The organism is Ktedonobacter sp. SOSP1-85, assembly GCF_016587415.1.
Lineage (GTDB): Bacteria > Chloroflexota > Ktedonobacteria > Ktedonobacterales > Ktedonobacteraceae > Ktedonobacter.
Genome location: NZ_BNJI01000002.1, coordinates 1,826,087 through 1,845,139, shown reverse-complemented (window position 1 = coordinate 1,845,139; position 19,053 = coordinate 1,826,087). Strand labels below are relative to the sequence as shown.

The following is a 19,053-nucleotide window of genomic DNA, read 5'->3' as shown; positions in this document are numbered from 1 at the left end:
CTATGAGAGCGATCAATCGGCGGCCTGTCCTTCGTGGGAATGAGTCGTTGTGGCCCCAAGGACTTTGACGGTCTCCCAGGCTTGCCGCACAGCCTGTTTCTCGAGGCTCCTGGCGCCGTAAAGGGCTTCGGCTTGCTTGATAGTGAGTTGGGCAAAATCGCTAAAGTTGGCACTGGTCTCCAGATCCGGGTCAGTCAAGGTTTTATACCAGATGAGGCCGGCTTTTTCCCAGGCATAGCCTCCTAGCGTGCTGGCGACCAGATAGAATGCGTGATTGGGAATGCCCGAGTTGATATGTACGCCTCCATTATCGTCGGTCGTATCAACGTAGTCATCCATAGTGGCGGGTTGAGGATCCTTCCCCAGAACGGGATCATCGTAGGCCGTGCCAGGGGCTTTCATGGAGCGTAGTGCCTCTCCTTGAACCTTGCTGGTAAACAGGCCTTTGCCAATCAGCCAATCGGCCTCCTCTGAGCTTTGATTAAGAGAGAACTGCTTCACCAGGGAGCCAAAGACATCTGAGATGGATTCATTGAGCGCGCCCGGCTGGTTATTATAGTCGAGATTGGCTTCGTTACCTGTAACTCCGTGTGTTAGCTCATGCCCAATGACTTCAAGGGCAATGGTAAAGCGGTTGAAGTAATCGCCATCGCCATCCCCAAAGACCACACACTTGCCCACATCATCCCAGAAGGCATTGTCATAGTCCTGGTTGTAGTGAATGCTGGCTTTGAGGGCGAGACCTTTGTTATCGATAGAGTTGCGGTTAAATTTCTGTTTGTAGAGTTTGAATGCCCAGCCTAGACCACCATAAGCTTCATTCACGGCAATATCGCTGTTAGAGTCCTGGCCTTCTTTACGGACGATTTTTCCTGGAAGTCGACTGGTGTATTGCACATCATAAACGGTGCGTTTAGCTTGTCGAGCCAGGATGGTATGATCCTCCTTGTCGGACTTGTCTGCCTTGGCATGAGTTTCAGCCTGCTCATATGTGTCGGGTGCTGGATGAATATGCTGCTGCTGCTGCTGATGTTGCAGTGTCTTGAGGGCACGCACACGCTGTTCGGCCGTGCCATGATTTGCGATAGAAGACAGGATGTATGGTGGAACGATACCATACCTGGAGTGTCGGGTGGAGCGCTTCATGAGAGAGTCTCTCCTTTCATCTCACAACATCTTCTGTCAATCACCACAAGAGAACCCTCTAAAGGGGGAGAAAGCATCTAATTAAGGAAGACGCCTGTAGCATAAGTATAAAATATAATAATGGTTTTTACAACTATACTACTTTAAATAGAATTTACTGTATGTTTTGTACTGCGATAATTTGCTAATTAGCTTTACTGGATGTGGTAAATTATGAGGAGCAGTGTCAGTCAAGAAAGTTGAAGGAACATGCCACAGATATTTTTGCCCCTCTTGCAGGGATTTGGCCTTGGGATGAGCCTCATTGTCGCTATTGGTGCGCAAAATGCGTTTGTGTTGCGCCAGGGATTGAAGAAGCAGCATGTTTTTCTGGTGGCTGCCCTTTGTTCGTTGTGTGATGCCGTGCTTATCTTGCTGGGAGTTGGAGGACTCGGAGCAGTGATAAATGCGCTTCCTGTCTTAACCCTGGTGGCGACATGGGGTGGCGCATTATTCTTGCTGATCTATGGCCTTCGCTCTTTTCGCGCAGCCTTTCAATCGGATAAACTTAACACACATGAAGTGGCTGGAGAACCTACACGTACGCGCGAGATCATGCTGGCGGTGCTGGCCTTTAGTTTACTCAATCCACATGTTTACCTCGACACGGTAGTACTCATCGGAAGTGTTGGTGCCCATTATCCCTCTGGAGAGCGCCTGTTGTTCGCCCTGGGGGCTATGCTTGCCTCGCTCACCTGGTTCTTTGCCCTCGCATATGGTGCCCGCTGGCTGGCGCCCTTATTTCGTTCCCCTCTAGCCTGGCGGGTCCTGGATTGCTTGATAGGATGTATCATATGGTTTATCGCAGCCTCCTTGATCTGGAGTGTGCTTTATCGTTAGAAAATATGCATTGAGGATTGACAGAAACATAGAGCAAAATCTATAATGCGATTCACTGCTGTGTAATCCCTCGCGCAACCCCCTTATTTTAGCAAGTCGAAAGTGAGACTCCTTCTATGAGCATGTCACCTGTCTCTTTTGAAGATGATCCCGTATTACGTGAAGCACTTGAGCGCTATGAGGTTGATCCTGCGTCGCTGAGCTTCCTGGGCGGTTTTCGGAACCGGGTCTATGAGTACGGCCAGAATAAGCAGCGTTATATTCTGCGTATCTCGTCTGAGAGCCAGCGCTCGGCTGATATGATCCGTGCCGAGATGGATTGGATGCATTATCTGGCCGGGCGAGGCCTTGCGGTGGTTGACCCTTTGCCCTCGCAGAGGGGGAATTTTGTGGAGGTCATTGAGCATGAGGGACGGCAGGTTCCAGTTGTCGCTATGCACAAGGCTCCAGGGAAGCATCCAGGTAAAGAAGAGTGGACGCCCGAGCTTTTCGCGGCAATGGGACGCTTTGTTGGCCAGATGCACCAGGCGACCAGAGAATACATGCCAGCCATTGCTACTCAGCGCAGGTCTGCCTGGCACGAGGACCTGGATGTCTTCGCGCAGGAGTATCTGCACGCCGTAGATGCCGACATCGCGGCGAAGTTTCAGGCCATTCGCGCCTATCCAGAAAGCCTACCCCAGGAGCGTGACGCCTATGGCCTGATCCACGCCGACTTTCACCGGGGCAATTTTCATGTATTGAATGGGCGCATCACCCTGTTTGACTTTGATGATAGCCAGTACTCCTGGTTTGCTGAAGACCTGGCGATGGCCCTATTCTATGCCATCTCGCCCCAGGCCAAGAGCCAGGAGGAGCTAGACTTCGCGCGCCAGTTCTACCAGCACTTTATGGAAGGCTATAGCCAGATCTACACTCTCGATGCCGCGTGGCGGCGGGAGATTCCCTACTTCCTCAAGCAGCGCGAGATCAATCTCTACATTGTGCTGACCGCGCTCAAATATGAACTGCCGGAGGGTTCATGGTCGGAACGCCTTATGCAGAATCGTCGCCAGCGCATCCTGGAAGATGTCCCTTTTGTGGATATAGCGTTCTAAGTTGCCTCGCTACATACAGATAGAACGCCCTGGACTTGTGGGCGGGGACTGTGCTTCCACCTGACATACCGTGCTATAATATGCAAAAATAAACAACTACCTTCTGTAGGTGGTGCATCCTGGCTGCCTGAGGCAGCCAGGATGCACCACCTACAGGGCGAGCGCCGCAGGCGCGAGGGGCTTGCCAGCCACAAGATACAAAAAGAGATAATGGGAATAGTATGACACTGCGTTTGATGAAAATATTGGCCATCCTGACCTCTATCGGCGCATATATAATGGTGCTGATGGGGGCCATAGTTACCAAAACTGGAGCGGGCCAGGGATGTGGTACCTCGTGGCCGATTTGTAAGGGACAGCTCATACCCGCATATATGTCGGTTGATTCGGTGCTGGAGTACAGTCATCGCATTTCCTCTGGTATCGACGGATTCTTAATCCTTATTTTGACGGTCTGGTCCTGGTGGGTCTTTAGACACGATGGGCGCGTCAAACTGCTCGGCTTTATGAGCCTGTTCTTCGTCGTCGTCCAGGGCGCTCTGGGTGGAGTCACCGTTGCATATGAGGGAACTTTTGTCCTGAAGTGGATTCTCTCATTGCACTTCGGCTTTGCGCTCATCTCCTTCGCCAGTGTTGTGCTGCTTACCATTCATCTCTTCCAGATGAAGTCTGGCAAAGCCGTGGAGCAGCGCGAGGAGCGGAAGCCAGGCCTGGTGAGCAAGGGCATGCAGTATGCTATCTGGGGCATCACCGCCTATTGCTACATCGTCGTCTACACAGGCGCTTTTGTGCGCCACTCCTCCTCCACCCTGGGTTGTGGCACGCAGTGGCCCGGCTGTAGCACACTTGTGCCGGACCTTGCCAGCCATCCCGGCGTGCAGATGTTCCACCGTTATGCTGCTACACTGATTGGCCTGCTCATCGTGGGCCTTCTCGTCTGGGTCCTACGCCGTTATCGCGAGCGCCGTGACCTCGTGCGTGGTGCCTGGCTCGCGCTCATCATGGTTATCTTGCAGGGCGCGGCCGGCATGCTCACCGTCGTCACTGGCGGCCAGCTTGTCGTCGAACTGCTGCATACCACGCTGATCGCGATCCTCTTCGCGGTCCTCAGCTTTCTCTGCATGCAGGTTGGCTGGCCCTGGAAGGCCCGGCAACCCGTCGAGCAAGTCCAGATGGTCTCCAGCCGCGGGTAAAGGATTTTCAGTAGAAGAAAAGGGGCAGGATGTAAGACAAATTGTCTTACATCCTGCCCCTTTTTTTTGTTATGTCTTGTGCTAGCGTCATTCAGGCCTGAGAGAAAGCAAAAATTCCCTTACACCAGTAGTTCCTTCTGCTTCCAATATGTTGAGTAATGTGCTTCCCACAATGGCAATATCACTTTTGTTGACGAGATAGCGAACATCATCTGGACGCTGAATGCCAAACCCGACTGCAATGGGAGTGGATGAATACTGACGGCATCGTAAGAGGAAATCTGTTGTCGCATCACCAAAAGACGTTGGTGATCCGGTCACGCCTTTTCTTGCAGCACAATACAAAAGTCCTTCTGTCTTGCCCGCTAGATACTCCATTCGCGTATCTGGTGTGTAGGGAGTAACCACTAGAATGGGATCAACATGCTCTTGCTTGCAGGCAGCAAAGTATTCATCGCTCTCCTCGGGAAATGCATCGGGGACTATCAGCCCACGAATTCCAATGGACCCGGCAGTTTCAACAAACCGTTTTACTCCATATTGGAGTAAAATATTATAATACGTCATGAAAATACAAAAGAGAGGGAAATCTCTCGTTACTTTTTGCGCAAAATCCAGACACTGCTCTATGGTCGTCCCTCGTTCCAATGCTTTTTGATTTGCCTTCAGAAACAGCGGACCGTCCGCAATCGGCTCGGAGAAAGGAAGTTGTAACTCCACCAGATCCACGCCACATTCGTGGAACAGGCGGATCATTTCATAATTCGTCTCGAAATCGGGATAGCCTACAATTTGATGCGCCATCAGCAAAATAGATTTTCTTTTACGCTTTTCCAGAATCTCCTGAGCGAGATTGCTGATATTGCGTGCTTTTCCGCTGGATAAAAGCCTTCCATTCTTCATCTTGTAATCCTTCCGCTATGTTAAAAATATCTTTATCGCCCCGGCCCGACATGTTGATTATGACACTCTCATCCTCCGAACACTGCTGCATCTCCCGAAAAGCCCCTGCAAAAGCATGGGCAGATTCTAATGCAGGAACAATGCCTTCTTTGGTCATGACAAGTTGGAGGGCATTTACAACTTCCTCGTTGGTCGCTGCTTCGAAGCGCACTCGCCCACGTTCTGATAAATTTGCGAGGAGAGGTGACACGCCTGTATAATCAAGTCCCGCTGCAATACTGGAAGTCTCTAACATTTGCCCGTCTTTGTCCTGCAGAAAGAGGGTTTTGTATCCCTGGGCGATGCCGGTCCTGCCTTGCCCATACGCGATTCGTGATGCATGCTTTCCGGCCATTGGTCCTTCTCCCCCAGCCTCTACTCCAACCAGTTCAACTTCTTCGTGAGGTATGAACGCTTGGAAAATACCAAGGGCATTCGACCCTCCACCCACACAGGCATAGACACGTTTGGGAAGCTTGCCTTCTAAGCGAAGAATTTGCTCCTTGGCCTCGGTCCCAATGATCGATTGAAATAAAGCTACTAGAGCTGGAAAAGGATGAGGCCCTGATGCGGTTCCCAGCAAGTAATGGGTTGTTTCAAAACTCGAAGCCCAGTCTCTCAACGCCTCATTCATAGCGTCTTTTAAGGTGCGAGAACCAGCTTCCACAGGCACAACTTCTGCGCCGAAGCGTTTCATCCAGAAAACGTTCGCATACTGGCGTTCTACATCTTCACTCCCCATGTAAACGGTAGCCTTTAAGCCGAACTTCGCTGCCACAATGGCTGTTGCAACCCCGTGTTGCCCGGCACCTGTTTCGGCAATGACGCGTGTTTTGTTCATCCGTTTCACGAGCAGCGCTTGCCCCAAGGCATTGTTCAGTTTATGGGCACCTGAGTGATTCAAATCTTCCCGCTTCATGTAAATTTTGGGTCCACCAAAATACTTTGTTAGCCCTGCGGCATAGGTGAGTGGTGTTGGACGACCGGAAAAGTTTGCCAGGCTATCCTGATAGTCCTGCCAAAACGCGGTATCATTTTGTATTTCAGCGAACTTTTCTTTTAGTTCGTGAAAAGCAGGGAATAAGATCTCAGGAATAAACATTCCTCCATATGATCCGTAGTAACCATTTACACTCAATTGCTTTATCTCCCTATTATTTATTGTGCTTATGAAAATCTAAAACCCGTTGGGCGGTCTCGAGATCCGTCACAAGAGTATCAATCCATTTTCCTCGCAACGTTGCCGTGATCGCCTTGACTTTGTCCTGGCTACCAGCGACACCGATGACATGGGTATGTGGTTTCAGCTCTGATATGTCAATGCCGAGCATTCTTGTTTTTGCAGAAAAAGCGATGTTCTCTCCTTGAATGTTGAGAAAGGACGCGCATACGTTTGCCACGGCTCCTTGTCGAAGAACATCGTTCAAATCAGCATTTCCAAAGTAACCGGTTTGGACAATCGTTGCCTCCTTTGAGACCTGACCAATACCGACAATCGCAACAGTACTCTTCCGAGCAACCTCAAGTACGTTGGCTATTTCTGGCTCTTTCATCAAAAGCTCTTTGGTTTCCTGGGAGACAACAACCGCAGGTGCATGCAGAAGCCAGTAGTTCGATTTCATCCTTTCCGCAAACATCATGGTATTCGAGTTTGCATGCCAGGATGAGCCAGTAGAACCCCAGCCACCGACAAGTGGAGTAAACTGTAGCCCGTTTCGTGCAAAATACTCTAGCTCAGCAGCAACAGCAGTAACCGTACGCCCAGCCATAACTCCCACAATATCGTTATCTTTGAGCATAGATTCGAGAAGCACTGCACAACTTCGCCCTAGTTGGTGGAGAAGTCTTTGTTCAGAATGTTCTTCTATGCTTACGACAAAAGCATCGAGAATACCAAACGTTTCAATGAGTTCCTGCTCAATGTTCTGCTCTCGTGAATAAGGATTGTTAATCGTGATGTTGACAATCCCTTCGGCCCTTGCAGCAGCGAGCATTCGACTCACGTGAGGCCGTGAAATACCTAATCGTTTGGCAATGTCCTGTTGATTGAGTCCATCTTCGTAATAAAGTCGACTGATTTTAACCAGTAATCGTACCCTTTCATTTTGCAGATCGGTCATTTTTTATCTCCACAAATTATGTTTGCACAAATGTACATTGTGTGAAATATTGTACATCTCTATTATGCACCTTCTTTCGATTTCTGGCAAGTGGATGATCACCTAATTGAACATGAACTGGTGCCGCTCACACAGTGCGCAGGTCTCGCTATCTTGCCTTGGCGTCCGCTAGCTGGTGGTTTTCTCAGTGGCAAGTACATGTGAGAAGGGCAGAGAAGCAATGCTCTCCTCCTGTTCCTGAACAAGAGGAGAGCATTGTATAGGCAGAACATACCTCTTCGTGACACTCATCACGCCTAAGGAGGGAGCATTTGTGGTAAGGCTTCCTGCCTTATATGTTAAAAACTAATAGAGATGGATGGTGCATTTATTGCCTGTGGTGTACATGGTAGTTGTATCCACAGATAATGTGGAGCTCGGGTTGATGGTCACCTTTACTGCAGAGTTTGGAGTGGCATTACCCTCGCAGTCATCAAGTTTTGTACCATTCATTTCCTTGGCTGGCCCCATCCAGAGGTCCGCGTGGTTGGAGCCATTCTGGCATCCCTGGGGATCGGTATCGCCACACTGGTCTTCCATAACAAAATATTTCTTGACCAGGGGGACGTAGATGATACTACCAATGGGGAAGGTCGTTTTCAGATCTTTATTGGGGGCAGCGAATGTCACGGGATCGTTGTAGGTGCCTGTACCCTCGGTGGCATGATTGTGAATGGTGGGATAGCCATCGGATTTGGGATAAGCGATATCGGCTGATCCATGCTGGTTCTCGGTCGCGCCGGAATTATCGTTATATCCATACCAGGTCACAACGGTGGTCACACTCTTTTGCTTGCCATCTCCACTGGATACATACTTATGGTTGGCGCTCGCCTGGCTGGAGGCGGCATGCGCAGCCGTCATCGCTCCTAGAGCAGTAATCAATACAAGGGTTAATGCGATCAGAGATAACGTGCGGAGAAGTGTACGTGCTGACATGTTTTCATCCTTTCATGCGATAGTGATACATATACACAATTCAGCGGCGAAAAGCCACAAGAGTTACTAGCGCAGAAACATGGTGAGCACAACAAGGGAAGCTTGCATCCTTGCTGAAGGTTTCTGAGTTTTCTGTTCTCTAAAGAAGCCTCCTTTCGCGTTTGCATAATAGTGAGAACGAATAGGTCTAGGAAATGGTACGCTTTATGGAAGCAACGGTTCTGAAGGTGATGCGACGGGACTGCGAAAGTTGGCTCCGCAGGATTCACGCACCACAAGTTCAGCCGGGAGTTGGATGTGGATTGGTTGTTGCTGAGAAATGGATGTGTTCTTGTCATCCTTTCCGAGATATAAAGTTGCCCGGTGAAGCGTCTCATTATTCAATGGGCCTGGCTGTTGTAGCAGTGAGAGCAACAGGGAGACACCGCGCTGCCCCATTTCGAAGTAAGGTTGTCTCACTGTCGTCAATGGAGGACGTGTATAGGCCGAGGGACGGTCTCCATCGAAGCCAACAAGGGCGATATCCCTGGGTACAAAGAGGCCATACTCTTCTGCGGCTGTGAGCACTCCATAGGCCATTTGATCACTGGCGGCAAAGATCGCTGTTGGTCGTTTCTCGTGCGGAAGCTCAAAGAGCGTAGTAGCACAGGCTCGACCACTTGGAGGGAGAAAATCTCCCTCAAGAATAAGGTCGGCGTCCGGGAAAAGCCCGGCTTCGAGAAGTGCCTGGCAATATCCTTGATAGCGAGCATAGGAGACCAGGTAGTGAGCGGGGCCTTTAATATGGGCGATGCGCCGATGTCCGAGACGAAGCAGATGACGCACGGCCATGTATGCACCTGTCGTATTATCTACACCAATCCAGGGAACCACCTGTGTCTCTTGATCATCAATCACTACCACTGGAAATCCCTGTCGTGAGAGTTGGGTTAGTCGTGAAGAGAGGCGTCCAGGGAAAATAGCCACCAGCCCGGCACTCAGCGGAGTCGCTAGAAAACGCTCAATGAGCGCCTGTTCGCTATTCTTTGGTTCTTCGTCACTGATGCTATAGAGTGCGATATCATACGGACTCTCTGATATCGTCTCGACCACACCTCGCGTAAGATCGGGAATGACTGACCAGACCCAGCCAGGAATGAGGACACTGATTGTGGAAGGGTGTGCTTCCTGCTTTGGCGAAATAAGACCCTGCTCTGCTAGTGTTTGCATTACAATATCGCGGATGGCAGTTTCAACGCTCGCTTGCGAGGTAGTCGCATTGGTAATGGGAGGAAACATAGAGGGAGGAATATGCTGACTCTCGCTCTCTGCTCGTCTCCGATCCTCAGTATGCTGTTTGTGTGGAGCAGGCTGATCGGGAAGGACTTCGCAAAAGTCGCTCAGCGTACAATTGAGCGCGTTGCACAATGCCTGAATAGTGGAGAGGCGTAAAGCGTTGGGAACGTTATTCAGTAGCGAGGAAATAGCCTGCAAAGAAAGCTGGGTGTTAGCTTTCTCCTCAAGCAATGTCTGCAACTCAGTGGGTCGATAAATATGATGGTTGACTGCTAGCCACTGCTTCAGGTTCCATTGCACTGGCATACCGCTGCTCCTAATATGCTGATGTGCTGATGCTCAAGTAAAACTTACGTAATTCAAGTAAATAATACATGATTTAGGTAAAATTTGTCAATGCTAGGGTAAATGGATCATGACGGCCTCTTGGGAACTTCCGGGCCGGACGCGGGCGGCGTAGTGTGGTCGAGAGGGACGCTGACCTGGGCGCCGTTGACGGTTATATGTAAGATGGCGGGCACAGGGTCGGCGGCGTAGGGGGCGCGATTACTGGTCGATTTGGCTAGTTTGATCAGGGCTTCGATGCGATCAGCAGTCGAGGGAGAGAAGCGCTGCTGCCTGTTAAAGTTGAAGCCGTTGAGCGCGGCGATAAGGTGCTGGACGGCGATGAGCGCGAGCGGGTCGCCTGTGAGCTGGGCGGCGAGGCGGTCCAGGTCGCGATAGGCCCTATGCGGATAACACATCAGTATAATGAGAGCCAGGATGGGCAGACCTATGAGGAGAAGCAGTGAAACTATGATGCGAAACGCCGTAAAAGGGAAGAACTGTACAGCTTGAGGCCAGCCCAACCAGGCTAGAAAGACCCCGACCAGCCAGAGGTGGCGCAGGAATATCTTGCGTGTCAGGCGTTTTTGTTGCATGGCGATGCCCAGGCAGATCAGCGCGTCCTTCTGCCGCCAGTCCGTAGCCCTCAACAGCGCTTCGCTGATGATCAGCACCGGATGCTGTCCCATGCCAACGACGCGTACTGTATGTCTACTGACGATATCATGGGCTACCTGGATGGAGGCGAACTGAATGTTGGCGAGCCTGCACCAGGCGGCGATCCTTGGCTCCAAATAAGCCCAGCGGGTGCTTTTAATTGGCTGAAGCATGGCCTTGCGCTTCTCATGCTGAAGCGCGAAGATGTCCCCCGATAAGAGGAGCAAAATAAATGGTATTAACTGTACAATGGGCGGAATGGCATCTGTGTTAAGGCCTAATTGTTTGCTTATCCAGGCCACTCCTCCCAGGATATAGAGACTGGGAAGAAATATGAGCGCCTGTGGAAAGAGGTAGTTGTAAAGATAGGCTCTCCTGTATTTGTCATCTGGCAGGTCATTGACATGAAAAGTATGCAGCGCCAGGGGATCAGTGGCTATGACTGTACTAAATGCAAGAAGCCAGATTGTAACAATCAATGAATTGATAAAATATGCTTCGATGAGCTGCATTAAATTTGAGTGATAAAGATCATCATTCAATGCAATCATGATGCCGCCAATAATCAGCAGCACAAAGAAACCTATAATATAACTTACCACGTTAGATCGTCTTGTGCTCATATCAGAGCGGGCGGCTGCGTAATGGAAATAGCCATCAAGAGTGGTTTTCTGCCCGTAGCCGCTGGCTACGACCTGCCGGAGTTTACGTATGTTGCGTCGTCCTATGATGGCAGAGATGATTACCGGGATAAGCAGGGCAGACGCGAGTAAAAATATTGATATTAACAGCATAGCGTTTCTTCTCCCTGATTTATTTATGAAGCGAGATTTCCATAGGTCACTTTCGGGACGGGCGCGGGTAATGTTGCCTGGTTGAGCGGGGCTGTAATTGGGTAGTTATTGATTTCAACCTTTAGAGGTGAAGGAATAGGGGTGCCAGCATAAGGGGCGCGCGGCCAAAGCGCATTGCCTTTCTCAACCAGGCGTTGCATACGATCATTTTTCGTTGTAGCATCATTGGTTATTGGTTTGATTGGTTCTCCATTGAGAGCCGCGAGTACATGATGCACAGTGATAAGTGCCAGGGGATCGCCCGTTAGCTTAATGACAAAATCATCTGTGGCATGAATGTTCTTCACTGAAAGAAGTGTATGTACTGCAATGCCTGCAATGCCGAGGCCTATAAAGAGGATATCGCAAATAATATCTCTTGCTGGCGAAGCGGGGAACATCACAGTAATTGGGGCGATAGCAATCCATGCAATAAGTATGCTGAGAGCTAGAATATCACGCATAAGTTGCTTTTGGGGCTCAAGTCGTTTATATATCGCAATGGCCTGGCAAATAAAGGTATCGTACTGGCGCCATTCACCAGTTCTTAAGAGAGCCTCGCTGATGATAAGCGTGGGACGGTGGCCCAGGCCTGCTAAGCGGATGGCTTGCCTGTTGATGAGGTCTTGTGCGACCATGACTGATGCAAATTCCACGCCTGTAAGCTGGCACCAGGCGAGGATGCGTGGAGCTAGAGAGGCCCATTGCGTGTGTTCTAATGGTTGCAACGAAGCGGTCAACCTGGCGTATTGAAGCGCGAAAATATTGAGAAAGAGGCGCAGTAAGACTAGAAAAACGACGAGCGTAATGAGCCATGGCAGGTTTCCAATGTTACCAATAGTGACAGAGACAACATGAAGAGGAAATAGCGATTTGAAGAGAGAAAGCTTGGCGGAATAAATAGAGAGGTACATACCACCGATAAGAAGTATCAAAAACCACGACAGGAAAGCAAAGAGCATTTGACGTATGTCACACGTGATAAAGCGCGAGCGCTCAAATTGGCTGTCCAGAAAGATGCGTAAGGCTGGGAGATCGAGCTTGATATCGGTAATGATCTCCATGATCCAGATTCCTCCGATTACCCCTATCAAGGCTGGCAAGGCCGTGAGTTCGCGATGAGATGTAACGAAATCCTGCCGGGTTATCCAATCTATCAACCAGATGAGTATAGCAGCGGGAAACAGGAAAAAGGGCCATGCAGAGCGAACGCGCCCGTGTATTGTAGAAATACTCTTTTTGCGAACTTCCGCATAGCGACAATATGCCCCAAAGGGGATTTGCTGGGTATAGAGCTTGGAGCCTTCCTCGAACAAGGTGCGCTTGCGCTCCCTGAAGCCCGAGTAGCCGATGAGGCAGCCGATAATCGCTGAAATAAACAGGCTACAGATGAAGATGGTCGGTTGCAACAACATACAAGTGGACCTCACTACATCTTCTTTTAATTATATTGAAGAGTTTCATTTTACACTATAGAAGACGTAAGCGATAGCATTTCTTCAAAAGCAAAACATAATAAGAAAAGCGGATACAGTGGGGCGTGAATGTCTCGCCCACTGTATCCGCTTTTCTTATAGTTTAACTGGCCTGGGCGGTCTGGGGACCTTCCTCGTCGTCGGCCTGGGAGAAGGGTTTGGCGATGCTCTCCAGGGACTTGCGCTCGGCGTCGACGCCGAAGAAGATGGCTACAACACCCGCAGCCGCCATGAATAGCGCGCCCGCATAGTAGCCGTAGGAGAGGATGACTGGCTGGTTGGTCTGGATAAGTAGGCCAAAGATGAAGGGGGCGAAGGCACCACCAACACCTGTTCCAATGGCGTAGAAGAGGGCGATGACCATCGCACGCATCTCCAGGGGGAAGACCTCGCTGACGGTCAGGTAGGCCGAGCTAGAGCCAGTGGAGGCAAAGAAGAAGATGATTGACCAGCAGATGGTGATCGTGACTACGTTGAGCATACCCTGGGCGAAGAGCCAGCTGGTAATTGCCAGCAGTATGCCGGAGATGATATAGGTGAAGCTGATCATCTTGCGACGCCCAATCGTATCAAACAGACGACCGATGGTCAGGGGGCCAATCACGTTGCCGATGGCGAAGGGAATCTGATACAGTGGCACGCTCTCGGCTGGCAGGTGGAAGAAGGTCGTCAGCACCAGGGCATAGGTAAAGAAGATGGCATTGTAGAAAAATGCCTGCGCGGCCATCAACGAGAGGCCCAGAATTGTGCGCTTGGGATAGAGCCTGACCATCGTCTTCGCAATTTCGCCGAAGCCAATCGCGCCGCGAGGGCGGATATAAATGGAGCCCTCTGGCTCAGGTAGCGGCTTCCCGCCTCGTTCCCTCCGTACTTCATGCTCAATCTCCGCCACCACCTTGTTGGCCTCCTCAAAGTGGCCATGCATCATCAGCCAGCGTGGACTCTCGGGCACGTAACGGCGTACCAGCAGGACGGCCAGGCCCAGAACCGCGCCCAGAGCGAAGGAGAGACGCCAGCCTACATTGATGGGGAAGAGATTGGGATTGAGCAGTACGCCAGTCATGGCCGCGCCAAAGGCTGTACCAATCCACCAGGTGCTATTGATCACGAGGTCAGTCCAGCCACGCGCCCGTGCCGGAATAAGCTCGTCAATAGCCGAGTTGATGGCCGCGTATTCGCCACCGATGCCCGTGCCTGTAATGAAGCGGCAGGCGGCGAACCAGTAGAAGTTAAAGGAGAAGGCGGTTGCGATGGTCGCGCTCAGGTAGACCAGCAAGGTAATCATAAAGAGCTTCTTGCGGCCCAGCTGATCGGTCATTCGGCCAAATATCAGGGCACCGAGGACCGCGCCAATGAGATAGACTGTGCCAGCGCTGGAGGCCTCCACCGTCGAGAGATGAAGGGTCTGAGGCTTGCTCAGCACGCTGGCGATAGAGCCAACGATGGTGACTTCAAGGCCATCCAGAATCCAGGTGATGCCCAGCGAGACGACCACGAGCCAGTGCCAGCGACTCCATGGGAGGCGATCCATCCTGGCAGGGACATCGGTCTTTACCGCTTTAGTTTTACTCTGCATTGTCTCCATAGCGCCATTGCTCTTTCAAAAATGAATGAACGATAACATCTACGCATTACAAAGATACCTTATATAGACGCTTGTATTTAGCATATCAGGGATCATGCTTATTTCAGTATAAAGAGAAGGGTGGCAGATGCTGAGAACGGTTTCGGCAGGAAGATAGGAGTAGTTGTAACATTTTTATGTAAAAATGTGAAATGCGTCACAGTAAGAGAAGGTCGATTTTGCTATCATGGCAACGTGACACGCTTTTGCCCAAAAAGGGGCGTGTCGGCATGTCGGCGTGCCTAAAAGTTAATCCGAGCGTCAGCTACAAGAGCGGTGTCTCGGTCGAATGAGGGTCGGTTTCCGCATGAGAAGAAGAGGAAGCATTGTGAAACTCCGCACCGCTCGCGTGCTCGTCCTGGGATCTATCCTATGTCTGATCTTCATCTGGGGCGGCATCGACAACATAGATATTGGCAACATTGCTATTGGCCTGCTTGGTGTCCTGCTTGCGTTCATCCTTGTCGCAATTCTCTTCCTCAGCTACAAAGGAATCGGACAGGGCGAACTCTAGCCCTCTGTCCAACGCCTCAATCTCTCTCTGGCCATGCCGCTTCTCCTTGTGCTGATGGCCAATGGAGTGGTGGTAATACAAGTTCTATCTCTGAACGTTGAGCTTCGAGCCAGGACGGTAGCTGAAGTTGCGTTCCCAGGCGCTCAGCTGACTCATCAATGGTAAAGCCCGGGAGATCGGTAGCGATCTCAAAGAGCACACCACCAGGTTCAGGAAAGTATATGGAGTGGAAATACTTACGATCCCGTATCGATGTAACGTTGAGATCGTTTCCAATGAGCATGTCGTGCCATGCTTGCTGGACTTCATCCGTCGCAACACGTAGTGCGACATGGTGCACCGTTCCCGCTGCAACCTCCCCACGCCAGAAGCCTGCGGTATGACGCACATCGAGTCTCGCTCTGTTTTCCTCTGCTCCAAATTCGTAGCGAAACACATTCTCTTTTTCAGCAATCAATCGAAAGCCTAGAATGTCGCTCAAGACATGATTCGTCTGCTCATAATCATCTTCCCAGATCGTGACTCCCGAGAAACCGCGAATAGAATGTTCGGCAGGGATCGCCTGACTCTCACAACCGAGGCGTTCCTGAACATCAGGACGTGCGACGAGTTCCACAACCAATCCATCTGGATCACGGAGTGAGATTACCTGTTCATCAAAGCGAGTGGTGGGTCCTTTGTACTGAATGCCATATTCGATCAAGCGACCAATCCAATAACCGAGAGAAGACCGAGGAATCGCGAAAGCAGTAGCGTTAATCTGTCCTGTTCCTTGCCGCCCACGGGGAGCTCCAGACCAGGCAAAGAAGGTTATGATCGTACCCGGGTGTCCCACACTATCTCCATAGTACAGGTGATAAGCACTGGGGTCATCAAAATTGACGGTCACTTTGATCAGCCGTAATCCAAGGAAGCCAGTATAGAAATCGATATTGCGTTGGGCATCGCTCGTAATCGCTGTGACATGATGGATGCCGAGAAGATTGTTTTGCATCATTTTTCCTGCACTTTTTCGGATAGAAAATATCTCCGGGAGATCACTCAATAGGTCAGTAGTTTCTTGAGTAGAATGAGGTATACACGTTTATCTCTATTTTCTGCCTTTATCCTCTTTAATTCAGAAGTCCTATTTCCTCTTTGCTCAAGTAGCTTATGGCATCTCCAAGGTCAATCAGTTGAAGTTCCTCAATGATCTTGTATAGTTGTTCTATCGTCGTCATATCATTTCCCCTTTATTCGCTCTACTCCGTCCCTTCTATGCCTCCGTATTGCTCCCACACCAGCTACCATCCCATCCCAGAGAATTTTTGCTCCGCTTCAAGGATCAATTTCTCAGGCCATTCCATCATCTTACAGCGTTGTGCAGTAGCATTAAGCCGTGTGGAGGGGGCCGACGCTGCTAAAGCACGCGTCTACATATCAAGGCGCGAGATGCCCCGTACCTTCATATGTAGACGCGTGCTTTAGCAGCGTCGGCCGGAGCACGAAATCAACCTTTCTGTACATTGCTCTAACGGTACTTTGTTGACGAGGGTGGAAGGGGGAGTAGAATGAAGGGAGAAGGAGGAGAGAAGAAGATGACGAGACGCATCGAGGTCGCCGCAGCTCCAGGACCACTGGAGGACTATGCGAGGTCCTTTGACCCCATCTTTGGCAAGAGCAATCAGCGTGAAGGGTTTCGGCGCTATCTTGAGGGGCTCTTACTGCCAAGCGAGCGAAATAAGACCCTCACCGGGCTGGTCAACACGGAGCCACTGGTAGGAGCGCACCAGCCACGAGCGCAAGCCTTACAATGGTTTCTCTCCGAGTCGGACTGGGATGAGCGCAAGGTGCAAGCCGAGCGGCTCACCATATTGCGCGAGGATCCCACCACAACACCGACCAAGGACGGGGTCCTGGTCATTGATGAGACAGGGGATCGCAAGGATGGTCACAAAACGGCTCATGTGAGTCGGCAGTACCTGGCCAATGTGGGCAAGATTGACAATGGCGTGGTCTCCGTCAGCAGTGTATGGGCCGACGAGCGCGTCTACTACCCGCTGGATGTCGAACCCTACACCCCGGCGCTCTATTTTGCCAAGGGAGAACAGGATCCTGCCTTCCGCACCAAGCTGAAGATTGCCCTACAACTGGTGCAACGAGCCGTGAGCCAAGCCCTCCCTTTTCGAGCTGTGGTGGCCGACTCCTTCTATGGCGAGGATCGCGGCTTTCGCAGTGGTTTAGCCAATCTGCAGGTCCCATATGTGCTGGCCCTCAAGCCTTCCCATGCCTGGTGGCATCCAGAAGAAGAAGCCGGAACCTTGCAAGATGTCGCCCACGAGGCTGGATGGGAGGGGAGCAAGCATCCGGGCAAGTGGGTGAATATCACCAGGACCTTCCGCGATGGGAGCCAAGAAGACTGGTGGGCGCTGGAGATCGTGGCGGGGCCATTTGGCCCAGATCAGAAGGAACGGGCCCTGGTGGTAACGACCGACCCACAGGAACTGCCTGACCTCACCACCTCATACCTGGTAACGAACCTGCCTGCCTCGGCAACATCCTCTGAAACGGAATCCTCATGGTCTCCAGCCACGGTGGAGGAAGTGATGAGGCTCTATGGGTTGCGCATGTGGATTGAACAGAGCTACAAACACGTCAAACACGCCCTGGGCTGGTCACAGTATCAGGTGAGAAGCGACACAGGGATCCGCCGGCATTGGCAATTGGTCTGTTGCGCGTTCTCCTTTTGCTGGTACCATCTCCGTCATCCGACCGTCTGTGCGACCCACGTGGTCAGCCAGCCGCCTGAGCCATCAACGGCTGCCGCCACGAGTGCCTCGTCCGTACCAGCAGACACGGGGGAAAAAAATCACCACGGCCCACGGGATGCGACCGCAGATGTCCTGGCCAGCAGCCCTTCGAGTCGTGCGGGGATGGCTCGAGCCCTGGATCATGCTCAGGCGCTATTGGAGCGGTTGGTCATCACTGCCCCCACCTCCTGCCGTGCAACGCCTCTTTCAAAGGCTTGAACGGGGGCAGGGCCTTGCTCTCTACAGCTCCGCTTGACCCTGGTCAACAAAGTACCGCTAGAGCGAGACTTAAAAATATTGAGCCATATCACAGGCATGCTCAAGTATTGCATCATAGCGTAATATCTGTTGCAGATCACGAGAGAAATCATTCGTTTTACAGGCACAGTGAAGAAAAAGACAGTAGCATACCATATTGACAGCATACTGTCTTCTTGACAGCATACTGTCAATATGGTATGCATACTGCTATGGAGTCAACAGGAAAACCAAACGATCCTCTCGGCAGGTTCGCGTTAAGCATTTTTTGGATCAACGGGTTGCTTCTGCGCAACGGCGATAGACTGACGCGATCCATCGGCCAAAGCAGCGCCAGGTGGCAAGTGCTTGGTCGAGTCGGCTATCAGCTGCAGACGGTGGCGCAGATAGCGCGGGACATGGGCCATGCTCGTCAGAGCGTGCAGCGTGTTGCAGACGTTTTGGCAAAAGAAGGTCTGGTTGTCTACCAGGATAACCCGGCAAACCGGCGTTCACCGTTGCTTGAGTTGACGCCGCACGGAGCAGAAATGCTCAGGACGATCTCTTCACTCAACGAAGAGTGGGCGCGACATATCATGACCAAACTCAACCCAGAGCAATTAGACGCGGTAGCTGACGCACTTGAGGAGATTGCGCACATCCTGGAGGCTGATGAACAACAGACAAGCCAACAAGAGACGAGAAAAAAAGATATTTCTCAGAATAATTGGTAATTACTTTTCTCTGCATTGCCGGAAATTGGCGCGGTTTCGCTCATTCAACCTGTAGAACAGATGAGTGTTTCTCTCACAAAACTTGGCTCTTGTCCAATTTTACGTTCACACGCTCGGCTTTGAAAAGGTCGATGATCAGCTACCACGAGTGCAAAGACTGCGGCTACCCCAGAGCTAGGAGCGGATAACCTCGCTCTGCTGGCTCGCCAGATGGAACAGCTCGCTACCGTTTTAGA

At 51.1% G+C, this 19,053-nt stretch carries 16 protein-coding genes; 6 read left to right on the top strand and 10 right to left on the bottom strand.

The genetic code is table 11. The features are described 5' to 3' along the window. Nucleotides 1–12: 12 nt before the first annotated feature. Nucleotides 13–1,146, bottom strand: coding sequence for a M4 family metallopeptidase (locus KTE_RS36385; RefSeq protein WP_201390467.1), 1,134 nt, complete (start codon nucleotides 1,144–1,146; stop codon nucleotides 13–15). A 249-nt stretch (nucleotides 1,147–1,395) separates the two neighbouring features. Here KTE_RS36385 and KTE_RS36380 point away from each other — a divergent pair, with 249 nt between their 5' ends. The 3 genes from KTE_RS36380 (at nucleotide 1,396) to KTE_RS36370 (ending at nucleotide 4,315) form a co-directional block, all read left to right on the top strand. Continuing rightward, a complete protein-coding gene (locus KTE_RS36380; protein ID WP_201390465.1) occupies nucleotides 1,396–2,025 on the top strand; it encodes a LysE/ArgO family amino acid transporter in 630 nt (209 codons plus the stop codon). Nucleotides 2,026–2,141: 116 nt separating this feature from the next. Further along, nucleotides 2,142–3,122: a phosphotransferase enzyme family protein gene (locus KTE_RS36375; RefSeq protein ID WP_201390463.1), complete on the top strand. Its 981-nt coding sequence runs from the start codon at nucleotides 2,142–2,144 to the stop codon at nucleotides 3,120–3,122. Nucleotides 3,123–3,343: 221 nt separating this feature from the next. After that, complete coding sequence (locus KTE_RS36370; protein WP_201390461.1) at nucleotides 3,344–4,315, top strand: heme A synthase; 972 nt, start codon at nucleotides 3,344–3,346, stop codon at nucleotides 4,313–4,315. 87 nt (nucleotides 4,316–4,402) lie between these two features. On the opposite strand, the gene trpA is transcribed toward KTE_RS36370, so the two are convergent. From trpA to KTE_RS36330, 8 genes are all read right to left on the bottom strand, one after another. After that, entirely contained in the window at nucleotides 4,403–5,218 is an 816-nt protein-coding gene (gene trpA / locus KTE_RS36365; protein WP_201390459.1) for a tryptophan synthase subunit alpha, read from the bottom strand. Beyond that, complete coding sequence (gene trpB / locus KTE_RS36360) at nucleotides 5,139–6,395, bottom strand: tryptophan synthase subunit beta (RefSeq protein WP_201390457.1); 1,257 nt, start codon at nucleotides 6,393–6,395, stop codon at nucleotides 5,139–5,141. The genes trpA and trpB overlap by 80 nt, the downstream gene beginning before the upstream one ends. Before the next feature lie 16 nt (nucleotides 6,396–6,411). After that, entirely contained in the window at nucleotides 6,412–7,377 is a 966-nt protein-coding gene (locus KTE_RS36355; RefSeq protein ID WP_201390455.1) for a sugar-binding transcriptional regulator, read from the bottom strand. A gap of 345 nt (nucleotides 7,378–7,722) precedes the next feature. Further along, the gene (locus KTE_RS36350; RefSeq protein ID WP_201390452.1) at nucleotides 7,723–8,355 is read right to left on the bottom strand and encodes a hypothetical protein; all 633 of its coding nucleotides are present in this window, start codon (nucleotides 8,353–8,355) and stop codon (nucleotides 7,723–7,725) included. Between the two features lie 204 nt (nucleotides 8,356–8,559). Continuing rightward, complete coding sequence (locus KTE_RS36345; RefSeq protein WP_201390450.1) at nucleotides 8,560–9,936, bottom strand: substrate-binding domain-containing protein; 1,377 nt, start codon at nucleotides 9,934–9,936, stop codon at nucleotides 8,560–8,562. Between the two features lie 107 nt (nucleotides 9,937–10,043). After that, on the bottom strand, nucleotides 10,044–11,405 hold the full coding sequence (locus tag KTE_RS36340) for a hypothetical protein (RefSeq protein ID WP_201390448.1): 1,362 nt from the start codon (nucleotides 11,403–11,405) through the stop codon (nucleotides 10,044–10,046). 23 nt (nucleotides 11,406–11,428) lie between these two features. After that, a complete protein-coding gene (locus KTE_RS36335) occupies nucleotides 11,429–12,859 on the bottom strand; it encodes a hypothetical protein (protein WP_201390446.1) in 1,431 nt (476 codons plus the stop codon). Nucleotides 12,860–13,022: 163 nt separating this feature from the next. After that, nucleotides 13,023–14,504, bottom strand: coding sequence for an MFS transporter (locus tag KTE_RS36330; protein ID WP_201390444.1), 1,482 nt, complete (start codon nucleotides 14,502–14,504; stop codon nucleotides 13,023–13,025). 367 nt (nucleotides 14,505–14,871) lie between these two features. Here KTE_RS36330 and KTE_RS36325 point away from each other — a divergent pair, with 367 nt between their 5' ends. Beyond that, nucleotides 14,872–15,057, top strand: a complete 186-nt coding sequence (locus KTE_RS36325) for a hypothetical protein (protein WP_201390441.1) — start codon at nucleotides 14,872–14,874, stop codon at nucleotides 15,055–15,057. A gap of 16 nt (nucleotides 15,058–15,073) precedes the next feature. Here the strand turns inward: KTE_RS36325 and KTE_RS36320 are convergent, their stop codons facing one another. Further along, nucleotides 15,074–16,054: a ring-cleaving dioxygenase gene (locus KTE_RS36320; protein WP_236600846.1), complete on the bottom strand. Its 981-nt coding sequence runs from the start codon at nucleotides 16,052–16,054 to the stop codon at nucleotides 15,074–15,076. A 580-nt stretch (nucleotides 16,055–16,634) separates the two neighbouring features. On the opposite strand from KTE_RS36320, the gene KTE_RS36315 reads away from it, so the two are divergent. Both KTE_RS36315 and KTE_RS36310 read left to right on the top strand, forming a co-directional pair. After that, entirely contained in the window at nucleotides 16,635–18,065 is a 1,431-nt protein-coding gene (locus KTE_RS36315) for an IS701 family transposase (protein WP_201389039.1), read from the top strand. Between the two features lie 251 nt (nucleotides 18,066–18,316). Continuing rightward, entirely contained in the window at nucleotides 18,317–18,817 is a 501-nt protein-coding gene (locus KTE_RS36310; protein ID WP_201390439.1) for a MarR family winged helix-turn-helix transcriptional regulator, read from the top strand. Nucleotides 18,818–19,053 lie beyond the last annotated feature (236 nt).

Excerpts from the sequence above, each read along its gene's own strand:
- KTE_RS36345 (WP_201390450.1), bottom strand. The coding sequence starts at position 9,936 with ATGCCAGTGCAATGGAACCTGAAGCAGTGGCTAGCAGTCAACCATCAT.
- KTE_RS36315 (WP_201389039.1), top strand. The coding sequence starts at position 16,635 with ATGACGAGACGCATCGAGGTCGCCGCAGCTCCAGGACCACTGGAGGAC.
- KTE_RS36335 (WP_201390446.1), bottom strand. The coding sequence starts at position 12,859 with ATGTTGTTGCAACCGACCATCTTCATCTGTAGCCTGTTTATTTCAGCG.
- trpA (WP_201390459.1), bottom strand. The coding sequence starts at position 5,218 with ATGAAGAATGGAAGGCTTTTATCCAGCGGAAAAGCACGCAATATCAGC.
- KTE_RS36330 (WP_201390444.1), bottom strand. The coding sequence starts at position 14,504 with ATGGAGACAATGCAGAGTAAAACTAAAGCGGTAAAGACCGATGTCCCT.
- KTE_RS36350 (WP_201390452.1), bottom strand. The coding sequence starts at position 8,355 with ATGTCAGCACGTACACTTCTCCGCACGTTATCTCTGATCGCATTAACC.
- KTE_RS36380 (WP_201390465.1), top strand. The coding sequence starts at position 1,396 with ATGCCACAGATATTTTTGCCCCTCTTGCAGGGATTTGGCCTTGGGATG.
- KTE_RS36355 (WP_201390455.1), bottom strand. The coding sequence starts at position 7,377 with ATGACCGATCTGCAAAATGAAAGGGTACGATTACTGGTTAAAATCAGT.
- KTE_RS36375 (WP_201390463.1), top strand. The coding sequence starts at position 2,142 with ATGAGCATGTCACCTGTCTCTTTTGAAGATGATCCCGTATTACGTGAA.
- KTE_RS36340 (WP_201390448.1), bottom strand. The coding sequence starts at position 11,405 with ATGCTGTTAATATCAATATTTTTACTCGCGTCTGCCCTGCTTATCCCG.
- KTE_RS36370 (WP_201390461.1), top strand. The coding sequence starts at position 3,344 with ATGACACTGCGTTTGATGAAAATATTGGCCATCCTGACCTCTATCGGC.
- KTE_RS36320 (WP_236600846.1), bottom strand. The coding sequence starts at position 16,054 with ATGATGCAAAACAATCTTCTCGGCATCCATCATGTCACAGCGATTACG.
- KTE_RS36385 (WP_201390467.1), bottom strand. The coding sequence starts at position 1,146 with ATGAAGCGCTCCACCCGACACTCCAGGTATGGTATCGTTCCACCATAC.
- KTE_RS36310 (WP_201390439.1), top strand. The coding sequence starts at position 18,317 with ATGGAGTCAACAGGAAAACCAAACGATCCTCTCGGCAGGTTCGCGTTA.